Origin of the sequence: Neobacillus sp. PS2-9 (assembly GCF_030915525.1) — a bacterium.
Classification (GTDB): Bacteria; Bacillota; Bacilli; order Bacillales; family Cytobacillaceae; genus Neobacillus.
In genome coordinates this window covers 3,185,411-3,209,299 of record NZ_CP133269.1, presented here as the reverse complement: position 1 = coordinate 3,209,299, position 23,889 = coordinate 3,185,411, and the positions used below count along the sequence as shown (strand labels likewise).

At 38.0% G+C, this 23,889-nt stretch carries 21 protein-coding genes and 1 other annotated feature (1 of these 22 running past the window's edge); of the genes, 14 read left to right on the top strand and 7 right to left on the bottom strand.

All coding sequences use genetic code 11. The annotated features are described in order from the left end of the window. The first annotated feature begins 21 nt into the window (after window positions 1–21). The 7 genes from RCG25_RS16215 to RCG25_RS16185 all read left to right on the top strand — a co-directional run bounded on the left by RCG25_RS16215 (window position 22) and on the right by RCG25_RS16185 (window position 5,956). The gene (locus RCG25_RS16215) at window positions 22–210 is read left to right on the top strand and encodes an NUDIX domain-containing protein (protein ID WP_308079861.1); all 189 of its coding nucleotides are present in this window, start codon (window positions 22–24) and stop codon (window positions 208–210) included. Window positions 211–582: 372 nt separating this feature from the next. Next, window positions 583–858 (top strand): hypothetical protein, encoded by a 276-nt coding sequence (locus tag RCG25_RS16210; RefSeq protein ID WP_308079860.1) that lies wholly within the window; start codon window positions 583–585, stop codon window positions 856–858. Window positions 859–1,032: 174 nt separating this feature from the next. After that, the gene (locus RCG25_RS16205) at window positions 1,033–1,545 is read left to right on the top strand and encodes a hypothetical protein (protein WP_308079859.1); all 513 of its coding nucleotides are present in this window, start codon (window positions 1,033–1,035) and stop codon (window positions 1,543–1,545) included. Window positions 1,546–1,697: 152 nt separating this feature from the next. Beyond that, complete coding sequence (locus RCG25_RS16200; RefSeq protein ID WP_308079858.1) at window positions 1,698–2,690, top strand: aminoglycoside phosphotransferase family protein; 993 nt, start codon at window positions 1,698–1,700, stop codon at window positions 2,688–2,690. A 626-nt stretch (window positions 2,691–3,316) separates the two neighbouring features. Beyond that, window positions 3,317–4,645, top strand: coding sequence for a group II intron reverse transcriptase/maturase (ltrA, locus tag RCG25_RS16195; RefSeq protein ID WP_308079857.1), 1,329 nt, complete (start codon window positions 3,317–3,319; stop codon window positions 4,643–4,645). Between the two features lie 380 nt (window positions 4,646–5,025). Further along, complete coding sequence (locus RCG25_RS16190; protein ID WP_308079856.1) at window positions 5,026–5,292, top strand: DUF4190 domain-containing protein; 267 nt, start codon at window positions 5,026–5,028, stop codon at window positions 5,290–5,292. Window positions 5,293–5,488: 196 nt separating this feature from the next. Further along, window positions 5,489–5,956 (top strand): VOC family protein, encoded by a 468-nt coding sequence (locus RCG25_RS16185; protein ID WP_308079855.1) that lies wholly within the window; start codon window positions 5,489–5,491, stop codon window positions 5,954–5,956. Window positions 5,957–6,090: 134 nt separating this feature from the next. Here the strand turns inward: RCG25_RS16185 and RCG25_RS16180 are convergent, their stop codons facing one another. Continuing rightward, complete coding sequence (locus RCG25_RS16180) at window positions 6,091–7,395, bottom strand: Nramp family divalent metal transporter (protein WP_308079854.1); 1,305 nt, start codon at window positions 7,393–7,395, stop codon at window positions 6,091–6,093. A gap of 278 nt (window positions 7,396–7,673) precedes the next feature. Between RCG25_RS16180 and selB the strand changes: the two genes are divergently transcribed. Further along, window positions 7,674–9,530, top strand: coding sequence for a selenocysteine-specific translation elongation factor (gene selB / locus RCG25_RS16175; RefSeq protein WP_374121082.1), 1,857 nt, complete (start codon window positions 7,674–7,676; stop codon window positions 9,528–9,530). 43 nt (window positions 9,531–9,573) lie between these two features. On the opposite strand, the gene RCG25_RS16170 is transcribed toward selB, so the two are convergent. The 4 genes from RCG25_RS16170 to RCG25_RS16155 form a co-directional block, all read right to left on the bottom strand. Beyond that, complete coding sequence (locus RCG25_RS16170; protein WP_308079852.1) at window positions 9,574–11,037, bottom strand: TerD family protein; 1,464 nt, start codon at window positions 11,035–11,037, stop codon at window positions 9,574–9,576. Between the two features lie 182 nt (window positions 11,038–11,219). After that, a complete protein-coding gene (locus tag RCG25_RS16165; RefSeq protein WP_308079851.1) occupies window positions 11,220–12,683 on the bottom strand; it encodes an alanine/glycine:cation symporter family protein in 1,464 nt (487 codons plus the stop codon). 346 nt (window positions 12,684–13,029) lie between these two features. Next, on the bottom strand, window positions 13,030–16,146 hold the full coding sequence (locus RCG25_RS16160; protein ID WP_308079850.1) for an MMPL family transporter: 3,117 nt from the start codon (window positions 16,144–16,146) through the stop codon (window positions 13,030–13,032). Between the two features lie 3 nt (window positions 16,147–16,149). Beyond that, window positions 16,150–16,611: a MarR family winged helix-turn-helix transcriptional regulator gene (locus RCG25_RS16155; protein WP_308079849.1), complete on the bottom strand. Its 462-nt coding sequence runs from the start codon at window positions 16,609–16,611 to the stop codon at window positions 16,150–16,152. Window positions 16,612–16,798: 187 nt separating this feature from the next. On the opposite strand from RCG25_RS16155, the gene RCG25_RS16150 reads away from it, so the two are divergent. The 6 genes from RCG25_RS16150 to RCG25_RS16125 all read left to right on the top strand — a co-directional run bounded on the left by RCG25_RS16150 (window position 16,799) and on the right by RCG25_RS16125 (window position 22,300). Then, window positions 16,799–17,773: an efflux RND transporter periplasmic adaptor subunit gene (locus tag RCG25_RS16150; protein ID WP_308079848.1), complete on the top strand. Its 975-nt coding sequence runs from the start codon at window positions 16,799–16,801 to the stop codon at window positions 17,771–17,773. Next, the gene (locus tag RCG25_RS16145) at window positions 17,773–18,486 is read left to right on the top strand and encodes an ABC transporter ATP-binding protein (RefSeq protein WP_374121003.1); all 714 of its coding nucleotides are present in this window, start codon (window positions 17,773–17,775) and stop codon (window positions 18,484–18,486) included. The genes RCG25_RS16150 and RCG25_RS16145 overlap by 1 nt, the downstream gene beginning before the upstream one ends. Further along, the gene (locus RCG25_RS16140; protein WP_308084198.1) at window positions 18,455–19,630 is read left to right on the top strand and encodes an ABC transporter permease; all 1,176 of its coding nucleotides are present in this window, start codon (window positions 18,455–18,457) and stop codon (window positions 19,628–19,630) included. Before RCG25_RS16145 ends, RCG25_RS16140 begins: the two co-directional genes overlap by 32 nt. Window positions 19,631–19,714: 84 nt before the next feature. Beyond that, window positions 19,715–20,386 (top strand): response regulator transcription factor, encoded by a 672-nt coding sequence (locus RCG25_RS16135; RefSeq protein ID WP_308079847.1) that lies wholly within the window; start codon window positions 19,715–19,717, stop codon window positions 20,384–20,386. 9 nt (window positions 20,387–20,395) lie between these two features. Then, complete coding sequence (locus RCG25_RS16130; RefSeq protein ID WP_308079846.1) at window positions 20,396–21,673, top strand: sensor histidine kinase; 1,278 nt, start codon at window positions 20,396–20,398, stop codon at window positions 21,671–21,673. Between the two features lie 93 nt (window positions 21,674–21,766). Next, window positions 21,767–22,300, top strand: coding sequence for a PepSY-associated TM helix domain-containing protein (locus RCG25_RS16125; protein WP_308079845.1), 534 nt, complete (start codon window positions 21,767–21,769; stop codon window positions 22,298–22,300). Window positions 22,301–22,348: 48 nt separating this feature from the next. Here the strand turns inward: RCG25_RS16125 and RCG25_RS16120 are convergent, their stop codons facing one another. Further along, on the bottom strand, window positions 22,349–23,239 hold the full coding sequence (locus tag RCG25_RS16120; protein ID WP_308079844.1) for a cupredoxin domain-containing protein: 891 nt from the start codon (window positions 23,237–23,239) through the stop codon (window positions 22,349–22,351). 262 nt (window positions 23,240–23,501) lie between these two features. Further along, entirely contained in the window at window positions 23,502–23,636 is a 135-nt protein-coding gene (locus tag RCG25_RS16115; protein WP_308079843.1) for a hypothetical protein, read from the bottom strand. Between the two features lie 153 nt (window positions 23,637–23,789). Continuing rightward, window positions 23,790–23,889 (top strand) — a binding site (T-box leader); it runs 115 nt beyond the window's last position.

The following is a 23,889-nucleotide window of genomic DNA, read 5'->3' as shown; positions in this document are numbered from 1 at the left end:
AAAAAAGAAGACAAATTTCAAATGCTAACAATGGTAGAAGAATGTGTTGAGTCTTTTGGGCTCCAAGTACCAGGTGGCACTTTAGAGCCAGGAGAAAAATTGGAAGATTGTTTGTTAAGAGAGATCTATGAAGAAGCTGAACTTAGCAATGTAAAAGTAAATTCATACTTGGGAGAACATACTACTTTCTCAAAAAGAAAAACGCAGTGATAACTAGACACTACTTCCACTTAATATTAGAAGAATATAGAGATGAATTTACAGTTATTACCGGAAGTCGAGATGAAGACAATGGTTGGATTTATCATTTTCGCTGGATTGACATTGAAAGTGAATCTAATCCAACACTTGGAGGTCATTTAGGATTCGGTCTAACTAAGCTGTATAAATGTTTGTTTGGATAATGGATTTCTAGATAGTTTTTCACTAACGGTGCAAGAGTTAAAGATTGGGATGGCTGCGGCTATCCCGTTTTCTTTTTGTGCTAACGAAGCAGGAGTGGAAGAAGGATTTGGGAATAAAACATCGAATATAAGATACTTTTTGCATAAAACGTAATTCATCGTGGAAGGGTGAAACAAATTGAACCAACGCAAGTGGGTTACCGTATTGAGGCGTTTGTTGATGATAACAGGAGTTGTTTTGTTCATTATCCACGCATTCTTAGTCGCACCAGAGACTCCGTTTACATTATGGATTAACAGATTGGGCGGTCTTTTCTTTTTTAGTGGTGTCATTGTAGGTGGGGTTGAAGCGTATATGAAAAAACATAAAATTGTAGGTTATATATTGTTGGGGATAGGCAGTCTTATGATTTTTGATTTTGTTTGGTTGAAATTTTGGTTACATAAGTTTTAACAAAGTCAGACCTGTCCTTATTGAACTAAAAGGGTGCGATGCTTCAATAACGAAGGATCGCTTTTTCCTTATTAAAGTAACGGGCAGTTTAGTGCAAGAAGGAATTCAACTATGGGTAGCGAATATTCAATAGATCCAAGGTGATGGTAATATAGGCGAATTGATTCAATTTAAATGTATAGGGGGGAAAAGATTATTAAAAAATTTAAAGCTAGTCTAGCAGTTTTAACTATTTTTCTATTGGTAGCTTGCAATACAACTACTTCTAAATCAAAGGACAAAATAGAACATTTCTCTTCTAAAGAAAAGGCTTTTCAACATTACATAAAAATTGAAAATGTTGCAGGCAGTATTGATTTAATTACTACTTTACAAGGAGACAAGTTATTAGTAACCCAAGAGAGTACCAATATTTATTTTGTTGGAGAATTAAAAAAGGAAGCCAATGGGTTTTTTGCTGAGAAAATTACACCAGGTTTTCAGTTGACCGCAGAAACAGGTTTTGAACTAAACACAATGAATGGCAATAAATACACAATTTATTTTAAAAAGACTAAAGATGAACCTAATTACGTTTCAGTATCTAACGGTGAATATTTTGTCTCTATTCTAGAAGGGCATACCTTAAGTGAAGACATATTGACTGCAAAAAATGTAATAAATGATGTTGAAAATGTGAAAAAGTAAATTGGCTAAAACGTGTAAAAGAAGTTGAATTAGCTGCATTAAGGCAGCTTTTCTTTTGCACTAACGATGCAGGGTAGTTCAAGAAGGAAATATATATTAATCAAGAGTATAGTATCCTTATGATAATAAGTTATTAAGGAAAAGGAGAACTGATGGAGATTAATAATAGGATTACTGCTATATTGATTGAAAACTATGGAATTGAAGCAACGTCAATTGAACAACGTCCAGGCGGCTGGTCGGCTTTAGCATTTTTCGTGGAAGATCAATGTAAAAAGTATTTTTTAAAAGTATATAACAAAAGAAAGCCGTCCATTGCTCCATATATTGATGCAATTGATAGATATACTCCCTTAATAAAGTGGATGTATAACCATACTGATTTAAAAAACAATCTCGCTAATCCAATCTTTACGAAATACAAAAGTAATAAATGCGAAGACGAACAGTACGTGTATTTGCTTTCAGAATATATTGAGGGAACTACCATTGGAGACAAACAGCTAAGTCAAAATCATGTGAATGAACTGGCTAAGATTCTTGGATTACTTCATATGAACACTTCAAATATTCCTAATGGACTAAAACAGCAGCAGGTAAACGAAAATTTTGACATAGATTTCTGCGAAAACTTATATTCTTTTATAAAAAAGGATTTGGAAAATAAAGATAATAGGGTTTTAGAAATTGTGAAGCCTTATACCGGCACTTTATTAGAAAAGATTAACAGAAAGAGGTATTTATCAAATACTTTGATAAGCAAACCATATCAGTTTGTTTTGTCTCATGCAGATGCTCATAATTGGAATGTTATGCAAGGGGAATACCTTGTGCTTATTGACTGGGAATGTCTAAAACTTGCTCCACAAGAACAAGACCTGATTTTAATCATTACAGAGCCATATGCTGGACAATTCGTAAATGAATACAGGAAATATATGAAGTATGAGTCTCCTGATTTTGATGCCTTTGAATTTTATTTCTTAAAGAGGAAACTTGAAGATATATGGGAGTGGATTAAGAACTTACGTTTTGAGGGTCATATTAGATCGGAGGAAGTAACACTCGAACTTCTAAAGTTGAGTCTTGATTCCTGTACAAGAACTGAGAGCTTTCGGTCGGAGATTCAAGAAGTCTTTAATTAAAATGTAAACATAGATATTCTTGTTTAACAAACGGGGGCTTAAGTTATATATGAGGTTCTGGCAATGACTGTCACTGTTGCGGTCATTTTTTTATTGAACTAAAGAGGCAGGTGTGCGGCCGAGCCTAGGTCGTATCATATAGCGGGTGGGATTCCCGTCGAGTAAGAACTAGCCATTCGCTCGTAGCGAGTCTTGGAGGACTATGGGTAACTCTAGTCTTTAAGCGTAGACAGTTAGGTGGCGGGCCGAAAGCCAAACGGCTGAAGGGATTGAGCTCCATAATCGTTAGTAAACCGAGAGGGCTGATGCCTTACCTGCGTGCAGAAAGCAACATTTTATCCTTCGTCAAAGGCAAGAAGGATGAAACCTCTCTGGAGTCAAAGACCTTGGCACGTTACACATTGATATGATACGGCAACTCGGGAGACCCTACCGGTCTTTTCTACTTTATAGAAGAGTATGGTCTACGAGCGATAACAAGCAAGGAAACCAAATGCCGATTGTAGGGAGTCGGATAGCAGCGTAGTACCAATGAAGTTGGGTAATGCCGATGGAGGAAAGGCTAGCTACCAGTTATCACCCTTACTAGGGACACATTTACTACACACAGAGGTAGGTATTATATAATGGAAACAAAACTACTAAGGATAGCAGAATTAGCAAAATCCGAGCCTAAAATGAAATTCACATCTCTTGCGCATTTATTGAATAAGCAATCTCTAACTCAGTGTCATCATGAACTGCCTAATAAAAAGGCAACTGGTATTAATGGAACGACAAAAGAACAATACAGTGACAGCCTGGACGAAAACATAGAGGACTTAGTAAGTAGGCTTAAAAGCAAAAGTTATCGTCCTGTTCCAGTAAGACGAATGTATATTCCAAAACTCAATTCAAACAAGATGAGACCATTGGGTATACCGGAACATGAAGATAAAATTGTTCAAAAAGGCATTACGAAGATATTAAATGCCATCTATGAAAATGACTTTCTAGACTGCTCATTTGGGTTCCGTCCAAATAGAAACTGCCACGATGCGCTGAAAATACTGAATCAATATATTGAGAAGAGAGCAGTAAGTTATGTAGTCGATGTAGATATTAAAGGCTTCTTTGATAACGTTGACCACAAATGGATGATGGAATTCTTGAAACTCCGTATCACTGACCCTAACCTACTGAGAATAATCAGCAGGTTTCTTAAAGGTGGACACATGGAGGAAGGTAAGAAATACAAGACAGACAATGGTACACCGCAAGGTGGAGTGATATCTCCGATATTAGTCAATGTCTATCTCCATTACGTTCTTAATCTATGGTTTGAAAAAGTGGTTAGGAAACAATATAAAGGCCAGGCATATATAGTAAGATACGCAGATGATTTTGTTTGTTGTTTTCAGAATAAAAGTGAAGCCGAGCAATTCTTCCATTCATTAAAAGCGAGATTAAAGAAATTTAACCTGGAAATAGCTGAGGATAAAACTAAAATAATTCCCTTCGGACGGTTCGCAGAAAATAATGCAAGGCGAGAGGGAAACAGTAAACCAGCTACCTTTGATTTCCTAGGGTTTACCCACTATTGCGGGAAAAGCAAACAAGGGAAATTTCGAGTAAAACGAAAATCTAGCAGGAAGAAAGTCCAAGGCAAACTAAGAGAATCTAAAGAATGGCTGAAGACTAATAGAAATAAAGATATTCATACAATTATGGATAGATTTAAACGCTCACTTATAGGTTATTACAACTATTATTGCATCACGGATAACACTCAAACTGTTAACAACTTCAAAGAGAAAATCGAATACTTACTATTTAAATGGCTAAACAGAAGAAGTCAAAGGAAGTCCTTTACATGGGATAAATTTAATCTTTTTCTTCGTAAATATCCACTTCCTTCACCAAGAATCAAAGTGAACATCTATGATCTTAGAAAAGAGATTAGCTACATTCTGTAAATGATGACTAGGAGGAGCCGTGTGCGTTAATAGCGCAAGCACGGTTCTGTGAGGGGGAGGAGTACAATTTACCGTAAGGTAGAAAGGCTCCCTTCTACTCGACTAGTTAAAAAGGAAATTGGGTAATATATGGAACGTTTTGGAATATGGTTCGTATATAAATTTAAAGAGATAATAAATAAAGTTTTAATGGTTCTATATGATTACTAGATATCAGGAGCAGATGCTCCACAGATTGCATTTTAATGAAGAGGCATTTTTCGTTAGGTGCGTTGAGCCCTTTTGAACCTCCCTACTTAAAAGTAAGGCCATTATTGTCATTCCACTATTGATAAGGAGTAAAATAGGAGTATTGAAAGAAAAAAATTGGGGGTATAAAATTGGAAAATAAAATATCCAACGGTAAAGCTATTGCATCTTTAATTCTAGGTATTCTATCAATTATTACTGTAATTCTTCCGGGGGTCATACTTGGCATAATTGGTCTTATACTTGGAATTATCGGCTTAAAAGAAATAAATGGTTTTACTCAGCAGGGGAGGAAAATGGCAGTCGCAGGAATCATTTGTAGCGGTATCGGTATTTCATTTTCGATACTAGTACCAGTTATCGGTTATTTAGTTTTTATGACCAATATTTTTGATTAAAAAAGGGTGATTATATAGTAATTCAAGTGGCAGCAATGATGGCTTTTGTTAAGTAATAATGGGTGCAAGAGTTTGAAGTAGGATCCCATTTTTGGTCGTCCTCATCTTGTTCTAACGGGGCAGGATTGTTGAAGAAGATATTTTTTAAATATAAAATGTTAAAGTACATAATTTGTATATATAGGGGATGGGAGAAATGATAAAGGGGCTTTATGAAGCACATTTACCTGTGAAAAATTTAGAATTTTCAATTGAATTTTACCGAAAATTAGGTTTGAAATTAGCTTGGCGTAATGAAGACAGTGCATTCTTTTGGATAGAAGAAGGAAAAAGCTGGTTGGGATTATGGGAAGGAAAGGAATACCAAACTCCATACCATCCTTCTTTAAAGCATATTGCATTTAGAGTCACATATCAGGATTTAAAAGAGTCTTTAAAATGGCTTGAATCCATCCAAGTTGAACCTGTACAATTTGGAAGAAGAACATCAATAGAACCATTTATAAGACCAAATCAAGGAAATGCATCGGTATATTTTAATGACCCAGATGGAAATAGTTTAGAATTGATGTGCTATGTTGACGTTCCAAATGAATTAAAACATATTACGGAGAAGTTGTCAGTTGAGGACTGGGAGAATTTAGTTAATAATAAATTAAAATAATCAAACCCTCTTTTCCTTGATATTGTGAAAAAACGCACTTAAACAAACGGGGGCTTTAGTTGAAGAAATAACAAAGAGGCTTAGAGAGGTTTCCTTTAAGCCTTTTTGATGTGAAATATACTAAAATCTTTCATTTAGCCTAAAAACGTCTGAATAACCAACCACACATTTAATCCCAATATAGTGATAGCAAATAGTGTGGCTAATACTGTTGTTATTCGTTTATTCGTTAATACCCCCATTAGATCTTTCTTTTGGGTAAAGTAGATTAATGCAATAATGGGAAAAGGCAAAACAATACTTAAAACAACTTGGCTAATAACAAGTGTTCGGGTTGGGTCGACCCCCATTGCAACGATTATTACCGTTGGGAGCATGGTAATCAGACGACGGAACCAAAGCGGTATGGTAAAACCAACAAACCCTTGCATGATCACCTGGCCAGCCATCGTACCAACCACAGAACTTGAAATCCCTGAGGCAAGTAAGGAAATGAGAAACACACTAGCTGCGGCAGAGCCAAGCAACGGAGTGAGTGTGTGATAGGCAGATTGAATGTCAGCAATTTGACTGTGACCAGAAGAATTGAAGACAGATGCCGCCATGTACATCATCGATAAATTAACGAAACCAGCTAAGGTCATAGCAATGAAAATCTCTTTCGTACTAAACTTTTGGATTTTCACTTTTTCTGAGTCATTTCGAGGAACAATCCGTCCTTGAGTTAAACTAGAGTGTAAATAAATCGCATGTGGCATAACTGTAGCACCGATTACTCCAACTGCAAGCAGGATACTTTCATTATTGCCTAGCCATGGGACAACACTATGATAAGCAATTTGCGAAAGATCTGGTTGCGATAGCACGGTTTCCACTAAGTAACATAACCCAATCAATACGGCAAATGCTGCAATAAACTTTTCAAGTGGGCGAAATCCATACTTTTCTAACAATAATATTAAATAGGTAACAACCCCGGTAATAATAGTAGCAAATAACATTGGTATACCTGCAAGAAGGTTTAAGGCCAGTGTTGCTCCTAAAAATTCTGCAAGATCGGTTGCCATTGCTGCTAACTCTGAAACAATCCACATAATTAGGACAAGCCATTTTGGCATATAATCCCGACAAATTTCAGGGAGACTTCTACCTGTTGCAATACCTAGTTTTCCTGACATGTTTTGTAAAAGCATCGCCATTAAGTTGGCTAAAACAATTACCCATAACATTTTATAACCAAAGCGTGCACCGCTCTGAATGTTAGTAGCAAAATTCCCTGGATCGATATAAGCAATGGAGGCAATGAAGGCGGGCCCAAGGAACGGTAGTAATGCCCGTATGCCTTTAACCTTTCCGTCAATGGCATCTCTAGCGGCAGAAACTGTTCGGTGTTCTGCTGCTCGAGCCCCTTCAACTGCTAGTGATTCGGTCTGGCTCATAAGACACCATCCTTTCATTTTGTTTGTTTTTCTGTAATGCAAGGTTTGTTCGCGAATGAACAAATGTTGCATCAGTGCAAATTTATAAAACTATTATATATAATCTACAAAGATTTGTGAATACTTTTGCCTATGATAGAAGATTAAACTTTGATTAGAATGGGCAGTAACTGTCTAAAAATGTTCTCTTGAACAATTGCTCTATAAAGGCTACAGTTATATGAAAGAACGATTTTAAGAAGGTGGCAAACTTGGAAAAACGATATTTTACAATTGGTATGGCAGGGCATATTGATCACGGGAAAACATCCTTAACAAAAGCGCTGACCAATGTGGATACAGATCGGTTAAAAGAAGAAAAAGAACGACAAATCTCCATCGAATTGGGATTCGCTCCTCTGTATGAAGATGACGAAATACAGATTTCAGTGATAGATGTTCCAGGCCATGAACGGTTTATTAGGCAAATGATAGCTGGAGTAGCGGGAATCGATTTGGTGGTGTTAGTGGTAGCTGCGGATGAAGGCGTTATGCCGCAAACTAGGGAGCATTTAGATATATTAAAATTCTTAGGTGTAAAAAATGGTCTGATTGCCATCTCTAAAATTGATCGGGTAGATGAAGAATTCATTGAACTTGTTAAGGATGATATTTTAGAAGAGCTAATGGGGACTGTTTTTGAAGAAGCCCCTTTTGTACTTGTAGACAGTTTATCAGGAAAGGGCATTGAGGAAATAAAAAATGTAATTATTAAAACGCTAAAAGAACAGGAAATGCGAGATGCGAAAGGGGCATTCCGTCTGCCAATCGATCAAGTGTTTACCGTGAAAGGTCAAGGAACCGTTGTTCGTGGAACTGTTTATGAGGGAACGGTGGAAGAGGGACAAGTGCTGAAGATCATGCCTAAAGGACTGGAAGTAAGAGCACGGCAGATTCAAGTACATCATAAGCCTGCACAAAAAGCCTATGCAGGCCAAAGGACAGCGATTAACCTCTCTAGTATTTCAAAGGAAGATTTAGAGCGGGGGGATGTTCTCGTTTCTTCCGAGCATTTTATTGTTACAAAAACAGTAGATGTTGCTATTCGTGTGGTTGAGGATCTTGAACATATGGTCAAGCAGCGGATGCCAATTAAACTACATATTGGAACAGCAGAGGTTATGGGTAGAATTGTTTTCTTTGATCGTAACGAAATTAAAGAGGAAAATGGAGAAATCCTTTGCCAGCTTCGTCTAGAAGAAGAAATCCTAACAAAGCGGGGCGACCGCTTTATTCTACGTAGACCTAGTCCACAAGAAACCATCGGCGGTGGCTGGGTAATTGATCCACGTGGAAGTAAGTACCGATTCGGGAACCAAACCATAGATGAGCTGGAAAAGAAAAAAGTAGGCTCACCAAGAGAACGGATTACTGCGGCTCTAATTGAAGCGAAGAGTCTTCCGTTAGCGGAGTTAATAAAACGTACTGCACTGGATGAAGCGATATTAATTCAACATTTAGATAATCCTGAATTTGTTTTCTACAATGGAAAAGAGTACACATTACAATTATTAATTAATGCCATAGAAGAAGACATATTCGATCGATTACAGGAATTTCATCTGTCTCATTCAATGAAAATCGGTATAAATAAAGCTGAGTTGTTACAAACCATGCAAAAAGGATTTCCAAAATCCTTACTTGATTTTGTCGTGGAAAATGGAATATCTAAAGGAGTATTTAATCGGAAAGAACAATTTGTATTCCTGGCTTCCTTTGTACCACATGTTCCAAAAAACTGGTCAAGGCGGACAGAGAATTTGCTGGAGGAAATGAAAAAGGATGGCTTAAAGGTCCGCTACTTAAATGACTATTTTTCAGCAGCAGGGATTCCTGAAAATCTTGTATTCGATTTAAAAAAGTTTTTAGAGGAACAAGCACTAATCGTACCATTAGATGAGCAATTTGCCTATCACTTAGATATTTTTACTGAGGCTGTTAGTAAGCTTCAAAGTCAAACCGGATCTGAATTTGAGGTTGGCGAAGCAAAGGATATCTTAGACTTATCGAGAAAATATATGATTCCATTTTTAGAAAGATTGGATGCCAAAGGATTAACAAAAAGAGTAGAAAATAAGCGCAAATGGGTTAGTTAAAAAAATCCTCTATTCCTTGCTGGAATAGAGGATTTTTTTACGATTACGAAAGGAATTCAGCAGGGTTTAAGCCAAGTTCACGACAGATATCAGCCACCATTTGTTTTTCATTGTTGTCAAAATTTCCATCCGCATAGCCGATTGCAATGCAATAACGGGCAACCAATCGGGCTATTTCAGGTTTGGTTCTTACTTTTCCAAGAGCTCGGAACGCTTCTGCGCTGCCCATCATCCGATCATTTTCAATTCTAGAAACAAAGAAGTTGAATTTCTGAATGACCTTATTGGTGTCAAAGACTCGTAATTCATCACTTTGATGAACAAATTCTATCATTTTCTGACGTTCCACTGTGTCTAGATATCCATCAGCCATGGCTACCAACGCGCAAGCCGCTACAACTGCTTCAAGAACATCCTGGCTTTTATAACGATTAAATAATTCTTGTGCTCTTCTTTTTTGATTATTGGCCCATTCCGCATAATCTGTTTGGGAAGGGGACCATGTACTGCCACAGTTATTACATGAGAACTTTAGTTGATTCTTTCCAATAAAGCCGCCAAGTAAACCAACTGGCCCAAGGATTAACCCTCCAATAGCCGCTTTTCCTAGTCCGAATCCTTTTTTACCCGTTCGAACATTAGAGGAATGACAGCGAGGACATACAATTTCGTCTCCACCATACGTATGGTTGGAACCAGAAGTCGATGGAAAGGCAGACTGTGCCGGATATCCATAAGAAGGCTGCTGGAACGCTGAGTCTGGCTGAAGATGAACTGGCTGTTGGTAGGAGGTTTGCATTCCTTGGCTTTGCTGGTATGGATTTCTATTATTTTGTTGGAACGTTTGTGATTGCTGATTATAGTTAGTGGTAACGTTTGGTTGGTTAGTAGATTGTTGGTAGGGCAGTGTCGATGGCGCACTCACAGGAGGGTCATCAACAGTAATCCCAAAATTCCGGCATAGTGCTGCTAATCCGCCTTGAAAGCCGCTAGCGATCGCATTGAATTTCCATTCTCCATTATGCCGGTATAATTCAGCAGCAACTATCGCTGTTTCCACGGTAAAATCTCTACCAAGGTTAAATCTAATTAATTCTTCGTTGGTCATTTCATTAAAGATGCGAACATAAGCATCGGATATTTGTCCAAAATTTTGCCCTTTAACCTGTGCATCGTGAATCGTGATCGTAAAAGCAATGCGGTGGATATGGGATGGGACACGATTTAAATCTATTCTGATTTGTTCGTCGTCTCGCTCTCCAACTCCTGTGCGGTTGTCACCGCTATAAATGATTGAACCATTTCCACCAGAGGGATGATTGTAAAAAACAAAGTCTTGATCACTATTTGCCTTGCCAGATTCTCCTAGTAAAAATGCTGAAGCATCCAAATCAAAATTTGACCCCATATGACTAATATTCCAACCTAAGCCGACTACGACATTTTGAATGCTAGGATATGATTTCGTTAAATCCACTTTTTGCCCCTTGCTAAGAGTAACACCCACATTTTCCACTCCTCACAGTATTTTTCATATGTAAATAATATATCTACTCTCATTAAACATAAACATCCCATTAACAAACCACTTATATAATTTACGGAAGTAGGGGCGAAAAGTTTCAGATAAATAAAAAAGAAAGGACTAACTCTAAAAATAAAGTTAATCCTTTCTATCATACTGCAAAATCATCCAGTCTTTTCTTCTTTTTCAAGAGGCTTAGAATATTCTTGCTCCCAGAAATCGGCATCTTTAATCCCTAATTTTACAGGATCAAACACCGGATCTTTTCCATCTTTAAGCTGTGCTTCGTAATCTTTAAGTACTTTAAGTGCTGGTTTTGTCAGAAGGAGAATGGCAATAATATTTAACCAAGCCATACTTCCAACACCAATATCACCTAATGTCCACGCAAGGCCTGCAGTTTTTACACTGCCATAGAATACCATTCCTAAAATAGCAATTTTGAGCACATAGTCAGTCCACACACGTTTTACTTTTTGATTGATATAGGCAAGATTGGTTTCTGCCATATAATAATATGCCATAATCGTCGTGAATGCGAAGAAGAATAAAGAAATGGCTACAAACGGAGCTCCAAAGCCCGGCATAACCGATTCAACAGCAGATTGTGTATACGCTGGACCAGGTTCGATATCTCCAAGATTATTGACAATTTGCGCCTTTCCTTCTGGGGCAACATTATACATGCCAGTAATAAGAATCATGAACGCAGTGGCCGAACAAACAAATAAAGTATCGACATATACGGAAAAGGCTTGAACAATCCCTTGCTTTGCAGGGTGGGAAACCTCGGCTGCCGCTGCAGCATGTGGGGCAGTACCTTGTCCTGCTTCATTCGAATAAATACCACGCTTAACTCCCCAAGAAATGGCTGCACCTAAAATTCCTCCGAAGGCAGCATCTGCACCAAATGCGCTGGAGAAGATTAGTTTTAAGACCCCAGGAAGCTCAGAAATATTTAATGCAACAATAATAAGAGCAACGAGAATATAACCTAATGCCATGAAAGGAACAACGAATTCAGCTACACGTGCGATCCGTTTAACACCGCCAAATATGATTGCTGCTAGAAAAATGACTAGAGCAGCACCAGTAATTGCCGGACTAATTCCAAAGGCATTATCAACACTAGCCGCAATACTATTTGCTTGAACCCCAGGTAAAAGGACCCCTGTAGCAATAACAGTTACAATGGCAAAAAGGACTGCATACCATTTCATCTTTAATCCTTTTTCTATGTAATAGGCTGGCCCACCACGGAATTGTCCGTTTTGTTTAACTTTGTATACCTGACCTAATGCTGCTTCAACAAATGCTGAACCTGCTCCTAAGAAGGCAATAGTCCACATCCAAAATACGGCACCAGGTCCTCCAAAAGCAATAGCTGTTGCCACGCCCGCAATGTTACCAGTCCCTACGCGACCAGATAAGGCAAGGGTTAATGCTTGGAAAGATGAGATCCCAGCATCTGATTTTCCGCCTTTAAACATTAATGGAATAATGTCCTTCATATGTCTTACTTGCAGAAATCTTGTAGCAAAAGAGTAAAATAAACCTACACCTAAGCATAAATAAATGAGTGCCGGGCTCCAAATAATCCCACTTAGCCAATTAACAAACTGTTCCATATATTTCCCCCTTTGTTTAGATTACTTTTTTATTATATAACAGAGTATTATGTAATTAAAAGAATTTTTTTAATTGTGTAATTATTCTAATATATTAACACGTTAATGGATTAAAAAGCGTACCGAACGTTGAGGTTCAATGCGCTTTGTCTTGTTTATTTTTTGGCTTTGTTAAACTTGTCTGTTGATTTCCGCTCCAGGCACTTCGCTTTCCGTGGGCGTTTCGGCGAGCCTCCTCGGCGCTTGCGCCTGCGGGGTCTCCCCTGAACCGTACTCCCACAGGAGTCTTCGCGCCTTCCGCTCCAATCATCAGGGTATAAAAATCAACAAAGTTCTTTAACACAGCCTACTTTTTTATAAATGGCCACCAGTTGGCTTGACCGAAGGTTTTGACCATAACTGGTACGAATAGTGGTAAAACTACGAGGGAGTATAAGGCCAATCCTATTAATAGAATGGTAGCTATTTCAAGCAATGATAATACACCTGATGGCATCATTGCTGCGAAAGTACCACCTAAAATAACGGCTGCAGAAATAATGACTTTGCCCATTTTTTTCATAGAGAGAAGGATTGCTTGTTGGACTGACATATCTCGATATTCGTTAAATCGATCCATTAAGAAAATGCTGTAGTCGATACCTAGCGCCACCAAAATGACAAATGCGAAGAATGGTACCGCCCAGCTGATACCTGTATAGCCTAACCAATTCACAAAAATCGTTTCAGAAATGGCCATGGAGGTAAAGTAGGTTAAGACTAATGAGCCGATTAAATAGAGTGGCATAATGAGCGAGCGAAGTAAAATAATTAATATAATACTAATACCTACCAACATTAAGACAACTGTACGAGAATAATCAGCTTTTGAAATGGTGTCTAGATCATAGTGCATGCTAGAAACACCGCCAACTGCTACTTTCGCATTCTCAAGCTTAGTATCCTTGACTGCTCGTTTGACCGCCTGCTTAATTTCTGGAATACGGTCAATTGCTTCATTCGAATAAGGATTTTTATTGAAAACCACATCAATAGTCATTACTTTACGGTCGTTTGACATATAAGCATCAAGAGCCTGCGCAAAGTCCTTACTGTTAAGCACTTCTTGTGGAATGTAAAAGCCATTCTGTTTTTGCTTAGACACAGCGGAAAGATAATCTTGTGCAGAATCTAGTCCATCATATACTTTATTTAGACCATCAGCACTTTGGGCCAATCCGTCTGAAAGCACCATTGTTTGACTTTTCGTTGTTTCAAACCCTGTCAGAAGCTGCTTCTGACCCTCACTAATAGTATTTAATCCCCCAGTAAATTGCGGAATCCCATTAACTGCTTTTGCCTGACCATCAGCCATTTGATTGAGATAGCCTTCTAGTTGGTTGATACCTGAGATGATTTGCTCCATCCCTTTAATTAACGCTTCCTGACCTGCAATTATTTCGGTAAATTTACTGTTGGCATAAGCGATCCCATCTTGGGCACCTTTTAAGCTAGTATTTAGTTGATCCATCCCTGCAGACAATTCTTTAGTAGCTGATTGAGAGCCCTGAACAGTCTGTTTAATAGTTTGATAGTTTTGATTCTCTTGTATACCAATATAATCTTTTTCCAAATTACTAAAATATGGATTTGTGGATAGTAATGCTTGGTGCAGAGAGTCTAGTCCGCTTGCCGTTTTTTCATAGTTCTCTCTTAGAGTACCTAACCCAGCTTCTGTTTTTTTGTATCCGTCAAGGAGCTGTTTACTTCCGGCTAAAATATCAGCAGAATTTGCCTTAATCTGCTCCAATCCTTTTTTAGCCTTACCAGCCCCTATAGAACCAGCTTCCAGTCCCTGTTCAATCTGTGAGAGACCACCTTGTAACTCTCCCAATTTTGTTTTTATCGTATTGGTTCCGGTAATTAACTGACTAATTCCATCAGTTGCTTCTTGCATTTTTGGTTGGTTCGAGCTCATTTGGCTTGCCGCTTCTTCTAGGCCGTCACTGATTTTTTTAATTCCCTCATTACTCTGGCCAAGCCCGTCTTCTAGACTAACAACTTGTTTAGAGATGTAAAAGTCGTCAATGGGTGTACCAGTTGGACGTGTAACAGAACGTACGCTGTCTACATCGTTCACTTTTTTTAACTCTTGACTAATTTTTTCTGTAATCGCAATATATTCCGATGTGTTCATTTGATCATCATTTTTAATGACAATTTGAGTTGGCATGGATTCACCAGGTCCAAATGAATCAGAGATAATATTGAAGCCTTTTATAGAAGGGTATTCATCGCTAATTTCTTCAAGCGAGTTAAATGACAATTGATCATCATAGGTAAATAAGAATGGTACGGATATAAGAGCCACTAGGATAAAAGCGATTAAGGGACGTGCTAACGCAAATTTACCCATAAAGCCCCAAAATTTACTTTCACCGTGCTCAAGGTTCCCCTTTGAGGGCCAAAACAGTTTTTTACCTAATACAGCCATGAAGAAAGGGACGACGGTGACGAGTGCAACTAACAAAATGGCCACACCCACAGCTACCGCAGCAGCAGATTTGTAAAGCTGGAATGTGGAAAGTCCGATGGATGCAAATCCAATCATCACGGCAACCCCACTAAAGAATACCGTCTTACCTGCTGTACGATAAGTGGTGATAATAGCTTCAGTTACATCTTTTCCTTCAGCCACTTCTTCTTTAAAACGGCTTAGGAGCAAAATACAATAGTCGGTTCCTATTCCAAAAAGTACAGCTACTAAGAAAATCTGAGTAAAGGTTGATAACGGAAAATCAACCTTATCAACTAACAGTGCGACAATGGATTGGGCAGTAAGGTAACTAAAACCTACTGTAACCAAGGGAATAATCGGGGCTATAGCGGATCTAAAAACAAGTAAAAGGACAACTAGAATGAATCCAACGGTGATGCCCTCTGTTTTTTTCAATCCTTCTTGAGAATTGGTAATGAGATCCTCACTAATTACCCAATTCCCTGTGTAATAATGATCGAGTTTAATTTGATCAATGGCATCATACAAATTTTTTGAAATCTCTTTTGCTTCCCGATTATTGGCTGTTACCTTCACAGAAACCAAAATCGTTTTTCCATCCTTCGCAACAAGCTGGTCTTTTAATTCCTCTTGTTTAAAATGAGTGAGGATTTCTGTGATGCCAAGTTCTTTTTGATTTTCCTCCAGCGTAGAAACCGCTTTTTCTGCTTGCGCAAAATCTTCTTTGGTCAATTTCTTATCGCTATGGAACACGAGTGCAGTTTGTAAGTCTCTGCCTTTATTTTCACTGGATTGAACGTCATTGAGAATTTTCTCAGCAATGGTTGAAGAGTAACCTTCTGGAACGGAAATTTGCCCTTTCTCCCGAACAAGGCCCTCCATATTTGGTGCCACCATAAAAAGAGTAGCAATCACAGCAATCCAAGCGGCTAGAATGAACCATTTTCCTTTGATAATTGTGTTCAAAGATTATTCCCCCAGTTCTTCCTTGTTCTTGTTGGATAAGAGTGACGCTAATTTTTCATACGTATTCATAAAATTCACTATTTCTGTCTCATCAAATTGGGTAATGATGGATTCAACTAGTAGTCGTACTTTTTCCTGGCAATCTTGGTATAAGGTATTTCCTGCTTCTGTTAACGTTAAATAAACAACTCTTCTGTCGTTTTCATCACGTGTTCTCTGAATCAGACCTCTATCTGCCATTCGATTAATGATGGCTGTTATTGCACTTTTATTTACTTCAAATGCATCTGCTAATTCAGAAGAGGTACATTCCTTAGCTTGGTGAATGTATCTTAATATGTAGTGCTGATCATTTGTCAGTTCATTTCCGATTTGACCCTTAATCAAAGATTCTGCTTTTTTATGGACTTGAAAAGACAGCGTCACATAGCGATCAATTAATTCTTGAATGGTTTTGTTCTCCATATATCGTTCTCCTCACTTTTCGGACAAATAGTTAAACTCTTTAACTATTCACTTGTTTAACTATAAAACAAGGTGAAATTCACGTCAATATTCCCTTAAGGAAAAATTAAGGAAACGTCGCAATAATATTTTATGACAAACTTTGAGCTTCCTAGGGAACTGCCTAGGGTTAGAAAAGGAGCAGAGCATGATGAAAAAATGGGTAATGTTAGCAGTTGGAATATTGGTTGCTGGTTTTGTTGGCTATCAATATTATTCATCAAAAACAAGCAGTCAAACAGTTTCAGCACAGGTAAGAACAGCTACGGTACAAAAAGGAACGCTAGAAGTTAAAATCAGCGGATCAGGAACAGTTCAACCCGTTACAAGTGAAGATATTAAAGCCAAGGATAATAATGAAATTGATGAAGTTTTAGTTGCTACGGGGGAAGAGGTAAAAGAGGGTGATGAACTGATCACATTTACTGATGGAAGCGATCCGATTACAGCACCTGCGTCCGGAATTGTGACTACTTTATCCGTTTCTGCAGGTGAACGGACAACAAGTGGACAAGTTGTTGCACATGTTACGAACTATAAAGACTTGGAGACAGTGGTACAAATAGATGAACTTGATATTCCTAAGATTAAAAAAGATCAAACAGTAAATATCAAAATAAATGCCTTCCCAGACCAAACATATACAGGTAAGGTAACAGATATCGCTGAAGAGGGAACTTCATCCAATGGTGTGTCTACCTTTGATGTAACGATACATATTGGTAAACCAGATAATCTTAAAGTAGGTATGAGTACAGAGGCTAGTATTTTAACAGCGAGTAAAAAGGATGCATTATATGTACCGCTAGATGCCATTCACAGCAGTAATAATGAAAAATATGTCCTAGTAATATCAGCCCCGGACAATTCACAATCAAATGGTGGAACAGAGCAACAAATGGTAAAAACGGGATTAGCTAATGAAGATTATGTAGAAATTACCGAAGGTTTAAAAGAAGGAGAAGTTGTTCAATTACCACAGCTCGCCACTGGAACCTCTTCAAGCAATATGAGAGGCTTCATGCAAGGTGGAGGATTTGGCGGTGGAAATATGGGCGGAATGGGCGGTTTTAACCGTAGTGGTGGTCGTCAAGGACAATTTAGTGGAAGGGCCGGTAACTGATGATAGCTAAACCAATTATTCAAATCAAAGATTTAATGAAGACCTACCAGCTTGGAGGAGAAACTGTCCATGCTCTCAATAAAGTATCAATTGAAATAGAGCAAGGAGAATTCTTAGCCATCATTGGTCCATCTGGTTCTGGTAAATCCACACTAATGAACATGTTAGGCTGCCTCGACAGACCGCAGTCGGGAACATATTTATTGGATGGAAAAGACATCAGCAAAATGAATGACAATCAATTGGCGACGATTAGAAATAAAAAAATAGGATTTATCTTTCAAAATTTTAATCTCTTAACTAAGTTAACAGCACTTGAAAATGTAGAATTGCCATTGTTATATAGTGGGGTTCCCACCAAAGAACGACGGGAGAGAGCTTTAGAAAGTCTTGAAAAAGTAGGATTAAAGGAGAGGGCCGGCCATTTGCCAACCCAGCTTTCGGGAGGACAGCAGCAACGGGTAGCGATTGCTAGAGCGCTTGTTGGAAATCCATCCATTCTTCTTGCGGATGAACCTACAGGGGCACTGGATAGCAAAACTAGTAAAGAAATTCTACTAATTATGAAAGAGCTAAATGAATCAGGGCATACGATTATTTTAATAACGCATGATTTAGCGATCGCAAAGCAAGCGAAGAGAATGGTTAGTATTCAAGATGGCCAGCTTCAAGAAAACGGGGGTGAACTTGTTGGCAATCTTTCAATCTATTAAAATGGGACTCCGCAGTATTAGAGGGAATAAGCTTAGGTCTGCTTTAACAATGCTGGGAATGATTATTGGAGTGTCCTCCGTCATCATCCTTGTTTCAATTGCACAAGGATCGGCCAAAAATGTGACGAGTCAGATTAATCAGCTTGGAACGAACCTCTTAACGATTAATACCTTTGGCACAGATTTAGCATTATCAGAAGATAAAATCGATGGACTTGGTAAACTAAATGGTGTGAAGGCTATTTCTCCTGTTGTTTCTGGACGGGTAAATGTTAAAAAAGATAAAACCTCTTCACAAGTGACACTAACGGGAACAAATGCTGCTTATTCCACTGTGCGTGACACAAAGGTGAGTGCGGGGCGTTTCATAACAGATCTTGATATCGAATATAGACAAAAAATTGCAGTAATCGGAGCAGATACGGCTTCTACCTTTTTTGGTGCGGAAACCCCAGTGGGTCAATACATTCAAATTGAGGGAACATCCTTTAAAGTAGTCGGTGTCCTAGTATCAAAAGGGAGTTCACTTGGACAAAGCGGTGATAATGTGGTTATCGTCCCACTAAGTACGGGACAGCGTTTAGTCAAGAGTACAACAATTAATCAAGTATATCTTCAAGGAAAAAGCGAAGAGCAAATGGACTATGTCATGAATGAAGTGGAAATGAAAATGGCTTCGTTATTTCCTAATAAGAGTGATTCCTATAGTGTAACAAACCAGCAGGATTTAATGGATACGATGAGTTCTGTGACAGATACGATGACTATGATGCTTGGCGGGATTGCTAGTATTTCTCTACTTGTCGGTGGAATAGGAATTATGAATATTATGCTTGTATCTGTTTCAGAACGAACCAAAGAAATTGGTATTCGTAAAGCAATAGGGGCGAAAAGACGAGATGTCCTTTTACAATTCCTAATTGAAGCGGTTGTCTTAAGTGGAGTAGGTGGGGTTATTGGGATATTAGCAGGAGTAGGCATAGGAAAACTATTATCCTCTCTTTTAAGCTTAACCGTATCGTTTACTTCTTCAGTAATGATATTATCGTTTTTATTCTCGTTAGCAGTAGGTGTGATTTTTGGAGTATTCCCTGCTAATAAAGCTTCTAAGTTGAATCCGATTCAAGCACTGAGATATGAATAGTGAAACAAAACGGATCGCACCTTTTGCGGCCGCTTTGTTTCCTCTATAATATTAAAATAGATCTTTTTACTAGGAGAGATAGAGATGCGTTTACTAGTTGTCGAAGATAATCTTTCGTTGTTGGAATCAATTGTTGAACTATTATCAGATGAATTTGAAGTGGATCAGGCAACGAATGGGGAAGATGCTTTATTTTTAGCCATGCAAAATATCCATGATGTGATTGTATTGGATGTAATGATTCCTGAAATAGATGGATTTGAAGTGCTCCAAACAATAAGAAAAGAAGGCTTAAAAATACCAGTTCTTTTTCTAACAGCCAGAGATTCCCTTGAGGACCGTGTGAAGGGACTTGATAGCGGTGGAGATGATTACTTAGTGAAGCCATTTCAAGCGGCTGAGTTAAAGGCAAGGATTCGTGCATTATTACGAAGAAGCGGCAGCCTAACAACAAATCAGACTCTTCAATATCGTGGAATTGAATTGTTGGGAAAAGAAAGAGACATTCTTGTAAACGGAGATCCAATTAAACTTACCTCGAAACAATATGAGTTATTAGAATATCTGATTCAAAATAAAGGGGCTATTTTAACAAAAGAACAAATATATGATCGTGTTTGGGGTTTCGATTCTGATACAACAATAGCAATCGTTGAGGTCTTCATGCATCATCTTCGTAAAAAACTTGAACCTTCAGGGTATCATGTTGATATAAAAACGATTCGTGGCGTAGGTTACATGCTTAACGAAGAATAGGGGGCGCAAATGTTCCGGCAAACTCATATACGATTAACCTTTATTAATTCACTTGTCTTTATTGTCCTCATTAGCATTCTAGGAAGCACCATCTATTTTTATACAGATAGTAGATTATATAAGGATGTCAATCAGTCTTTACAAGAATCTCTTAACCATTTTCAGGAGCAGCCAAGACCTGGTATTGGTCCTGATAAAGATGACATGCGAGAGGGAGAAGGGAAGTCTTTCCTGCGGGTCATGAGAAGAGACCCGAGAATTATGACATTAATATGGGATTCAAATAAGAAACTTATAGCAGAGCAAAATCGTGAAGCGGACCTGTTTCTCGATCATGAAAACGCGATTCGTCCTAAGGCATTAAACCGCCTGCAGGACGTAGATGTGGAGGAGTTTTCTTATAGGTATGTAGCGTTTGAGGTTGACCATCCTGAATTTGGGAAAGTGACGGTCCAATTTATTCGAAACGTTAACTCTGAAAAAGAATTACTCAACCGGTTATTATTAATTATTACAGTTGGTATTGGAATTGGAGTGGTATTAGCTGTTTTCTCTGGATATTTCTTAGCAGGCAAGGCGCTAGTCCCAATCAAAAGAGCATGGCAAAAACAGACTGAATTTGTATCGGATGCATCACACGAATTAAGAACCCCTTTAGCTGTAATCCAGGCAAAAACGGATATTCTTTTTCGATCACCGAGTTCAACAATTCAAGATAAAATTTTAGATATATCCGCGATTTCAAATGAATCACGAAGACTCTCGAAACTCGTTACTAATTTATTGACGTTGGCAAGATCTGATTCTGATCAAATTGAAATGAAGAAAAAAGCTTTTCGGCTAGATGAACTATTAAAAGAAATTATTCATCATTATGAAGAAATTACGATGTACCAAGAAAAAACGCTTCAGATGAGTGCGCTGGAACCTGTTGAATTCTTTGCGGATAAAGAAAGAATTCACCAGCTTATTGTCATTCTACTAGATAATGCAATGAAATACACAAAGGAGGGAGGAGAAATTCTGTTATCGTGTAGACAAAGTCACTCCTCCATTTATTTGGAAGTGAAAGATAACGGGATTGGAATCCCAGAAGAAGATATTCCAAAAATCTTTGATCGTTTTTATCAAAGTGACAAAGCACGTACTGCAGCTGAAGGAATAGGTTTAGGCTTATCTATTGCAAAATGGATCATTGAGAAACACCATGGAAGGACAAAGGTTCAAAGTAGCCTTGGTAAAGGAACGACAATAGAGATTATTTTTCCGAGAGCCCAAAAAAATTAAATTTGGGGTCTTTTTTTTTAAGGAAATCTTAAGGAACGCCCACGATAATGAATTTATTCATTGAAACAACCATTTGAGGGGAGAAGTACTGTCATGAAGAAAATGAAAAAAGCGCACCTATGGATTGGCTTAATTGCATCAGTATTAATTTTTATGGAGTCTATTACAGGGCTACTAATGAATGAACCTTGGTTAATCGGTCAAACACAAATGGAAGGTGGAAGAGGAAACTTTCAACAAGGCCAATTTAATAGAGGACAATTCAGGCAGGGTGAGGGAGAAGCAAACGGCCAAATGCAAGGCCCGAATGGCTTTAATGGAACTAACCCATCACAGGGACAAGCTGGCATGCAGGGCGGACAAGTTCAAGGAACTGGTGGGTTTGGCAGAAATAGAAACTTTCCAGAGGGGGTTCGTGGAGAAAGGTTGGGACAAGGCTCATTCATGAATACAATCCGTGGTCTTCATGAAGGTAGAATTGGTAATACAGATGTGAAATGGTTAATTGATTTAGCAGCAATTGCGATGATGTTCCTTACTGGTTCAGGTATTTATTTATCTGTTCAAATCCTTCGTGCAGACAATAAAAGGAGAAAGCGTCAATTAGAGAACATGGAAGTTTTGTAAGATAAATACCCGAAAAAGGCTGACAATACTGTCAGCCTTTTTCTTATACTATTCAACAATGATGGTGCCTTTAAACATGTCCATACCGCAGCTAAAGGTGAATTCGCCTGTCTTCTCAGGAGTAAAGGTAAGATTTGTTGTGCCTACTTTTAAGTTGACATTGTTAATATTAAAGTCTGGAATCTTAAATGTAGATAAACAGCTATCTTCCAGTGGATTGTTAATTTCAAGTTCTACAGGTACACCCTTTTTTACACGAATGACGTTTGGTGTATATCCAGTTTCTGTTACGAGCATTTTTACTTTAGGTGAACTTTCTTTAGTGACATCCACCTCTGTTTTAGGCGTTTTTTGGGTGCTAGTTTCCTGATTAGCCTGGGTTTGTGTCGTCTCGCTTTGACCAGGAACCTCTACCATATCCGTGCTATACATAAACAAAAACAGTGAGACTAGTACAACTCCGCCTGCAATTATGGCAAAAGGTGATAGCTCATTGGTATCGATAGAAAATTTATTATTTGTAGTCACATAAATATAGACAATTACAAATCCGATAATAACAATATAGAAACCTAATAATATACCTAGTAAAATGGTAGGGTTGATATATTGTAAGAATAACCCAAGAATGGCTCCATTAATTCCCCCGATTAATCCAAATATGGATGACATCAGTATTGCTAGTAACCCAATTGGGTGTCCTGCTAAGAAGCCAATAACGAATCCTATGATCATGCTGACGCCAACGACTAAGAATGTCTCGCCCGAATTGATTCCAATGATACTGCCAGTTAACAAGCCAGTAATAATGGCAATCACCATGCTAAGCAGGATACCCGGGGTGTTATTCAGCTTTATTTTATTACGGTATACAAGAAAAATAGAATAACCAGTCCCTAACGCAACGATCACTGCCGATATGATTGAAAAAATAGTCATCTTTTTGTCTCCTCTAATGTGGGCTTATTCAATTTTTTAAATAGGCTGTGTTAAAGAACATTGTTGATTTTATACCCTGTTGATTGGAGCGAAGCGCCTGGAGCGGAAATCAACAGACGAGTTTAACAGAGCCTTAAATAAACAACATAAGAGTATTATAAATGTAAATATTGGTTTCAAAATTGTCTATTAAGTGATTTATATGAACGTTTTATGAATCTTGCTGAGGAAATAGGTGGAGGAAGGAATTTTGGAGCCAGTTCTAGTCTTTTTTCTCTTTATCAATCGTATTTTTATAAATTCGTTTAAGGGCTTCATTTTGCATTCTAATGTATTCAAGTAAAAACTCTTTCTCTTCTTTCTCTACGTCGACCGGGTCCTTTTCTTCTTTTGTCATGAAAGTCACCTCTTCACTTAATTACTTGAATTTTACACGTTTTATACTGAAGTTTAAAGTCAAATCTAAATTTACTCACACTCCGTTGCAAAATATTTCCCTTTTCGAATTGACTTTTAAGCAGATGAAATATATAATTTCTTCAAAAATACTATTGAAACGATGATGGGGATTAGTAAAATGAAGGTGTCTTACCAAGAGAGGAAACTATTGGTGCGAAGTTTCTTAAGACGGTCGTTTGAACCTGCCTCTG

Coding starts and splice junctions, on each gene's coding strand:
- RCG25_RS16155 (WP_308079849.1), bottom strand. CDS start 16,611: ATGGAGAACAAAACCATTCAAGAATTAATTGATCGCTATGTGACGCTG.
- selB (WP_374121082.1), top strand. CDS start 7,674: ATGGCAGGGCATATTGATCACGGGAAAACATCCTTAACAAAAGCGCTG.
- RCG25_RS16135 (WP_308079847.1), top strand. CDS start 19,715: ATGCGTTTACTAGTTGTCGAAGATAATCTTTCGTTGTTGGAATCAATT.
- RCG25_RS16120 (WP_308079844.1), bottom strand. CDS start 23,239: ATGACTATTTTTTCAATCATATCGGCAGTGATCGTTGCGTTAGGGACT.
- RCG25_RS16145 (WP_374121003.1), top strand. CDS start 17,773: ATGATAGCTAAACCAATTATTCAAATCAAAGATTTAATGAAGACCTAC.
- RCG25_RS16205 (WP_308079859.1), top strand. CDS start 1,033: ATGTATAGGGGGGAAAAGATTATTAAAAAATTTAAAGCTAGTCTAGCA.
- RCG25_RS16215 (WP_308079861.1), top strand. CDS start 22: ATGCTAACAATGGTAGAAGAATGTGTTGAGTCTTTTGGGCTCCAAGTA.
- RCG25_RS16125 (WP_308079845.1), top strand. CDS start 21,767: ATGAAGAAAATGAAAAAAGCGCACCTATGGATTGGCTTAATTGCATCA.
- RCG25_RS16130 (WP_308079846.1), top strand. CDS start 20,396: ATGTTCCGGCAAACTCATATACGATTAACCTTTATTAATTCACTTGTC.
- RCG25_RS16165 (WP_308079851.1), bottom strand. CDS start 12,683: ATGGAACAGTTTGTTAATTGGCTAAGTGGGATTATTTGGAGCCCGGCA.
- RCG25_RS16185 (WP_308079855.1), top strand. CDS start 5,489: ATGATAAAGGGGCTTTATGAAGCACATTTACCTGTGAAAAATTTAGAA.
- RCG25_RS16115 (WP_308079843.1), bottom strand. CDS start 23,636: ATGACAAAAGAAGAAAAGGACCCGGTCGACGTAGAGAAAGAAGAGAAA.
- RCG25_RS16200 (WP_308079858.1), top strand. CDS start 1,698: ATGGAGATTAATAATAGGATTACTGCTATATTGATTGAAAACTATGGA.
- RCG25_RS16150 (WP_308079848.1), top strand. CDS start 16,799: ATGATGAAAAAATGGGTAATGTTAGCAGTTGGAATATTGGTTGCTGGT.
- RCG25_RS16180 (WP_308079854.1), bottom strand. CDS start 7,395: ATGAGCCAGACCGAATCACTAGCAGTTGAAGGGGCTCGAGCAGCAGAA.
- ltrA (WP_308079857.1), top strand. CDS start 3,317: ATGGAAACAAAACTACTAAGGATAGCAGAATTAGCAAAATCCGAGCCT.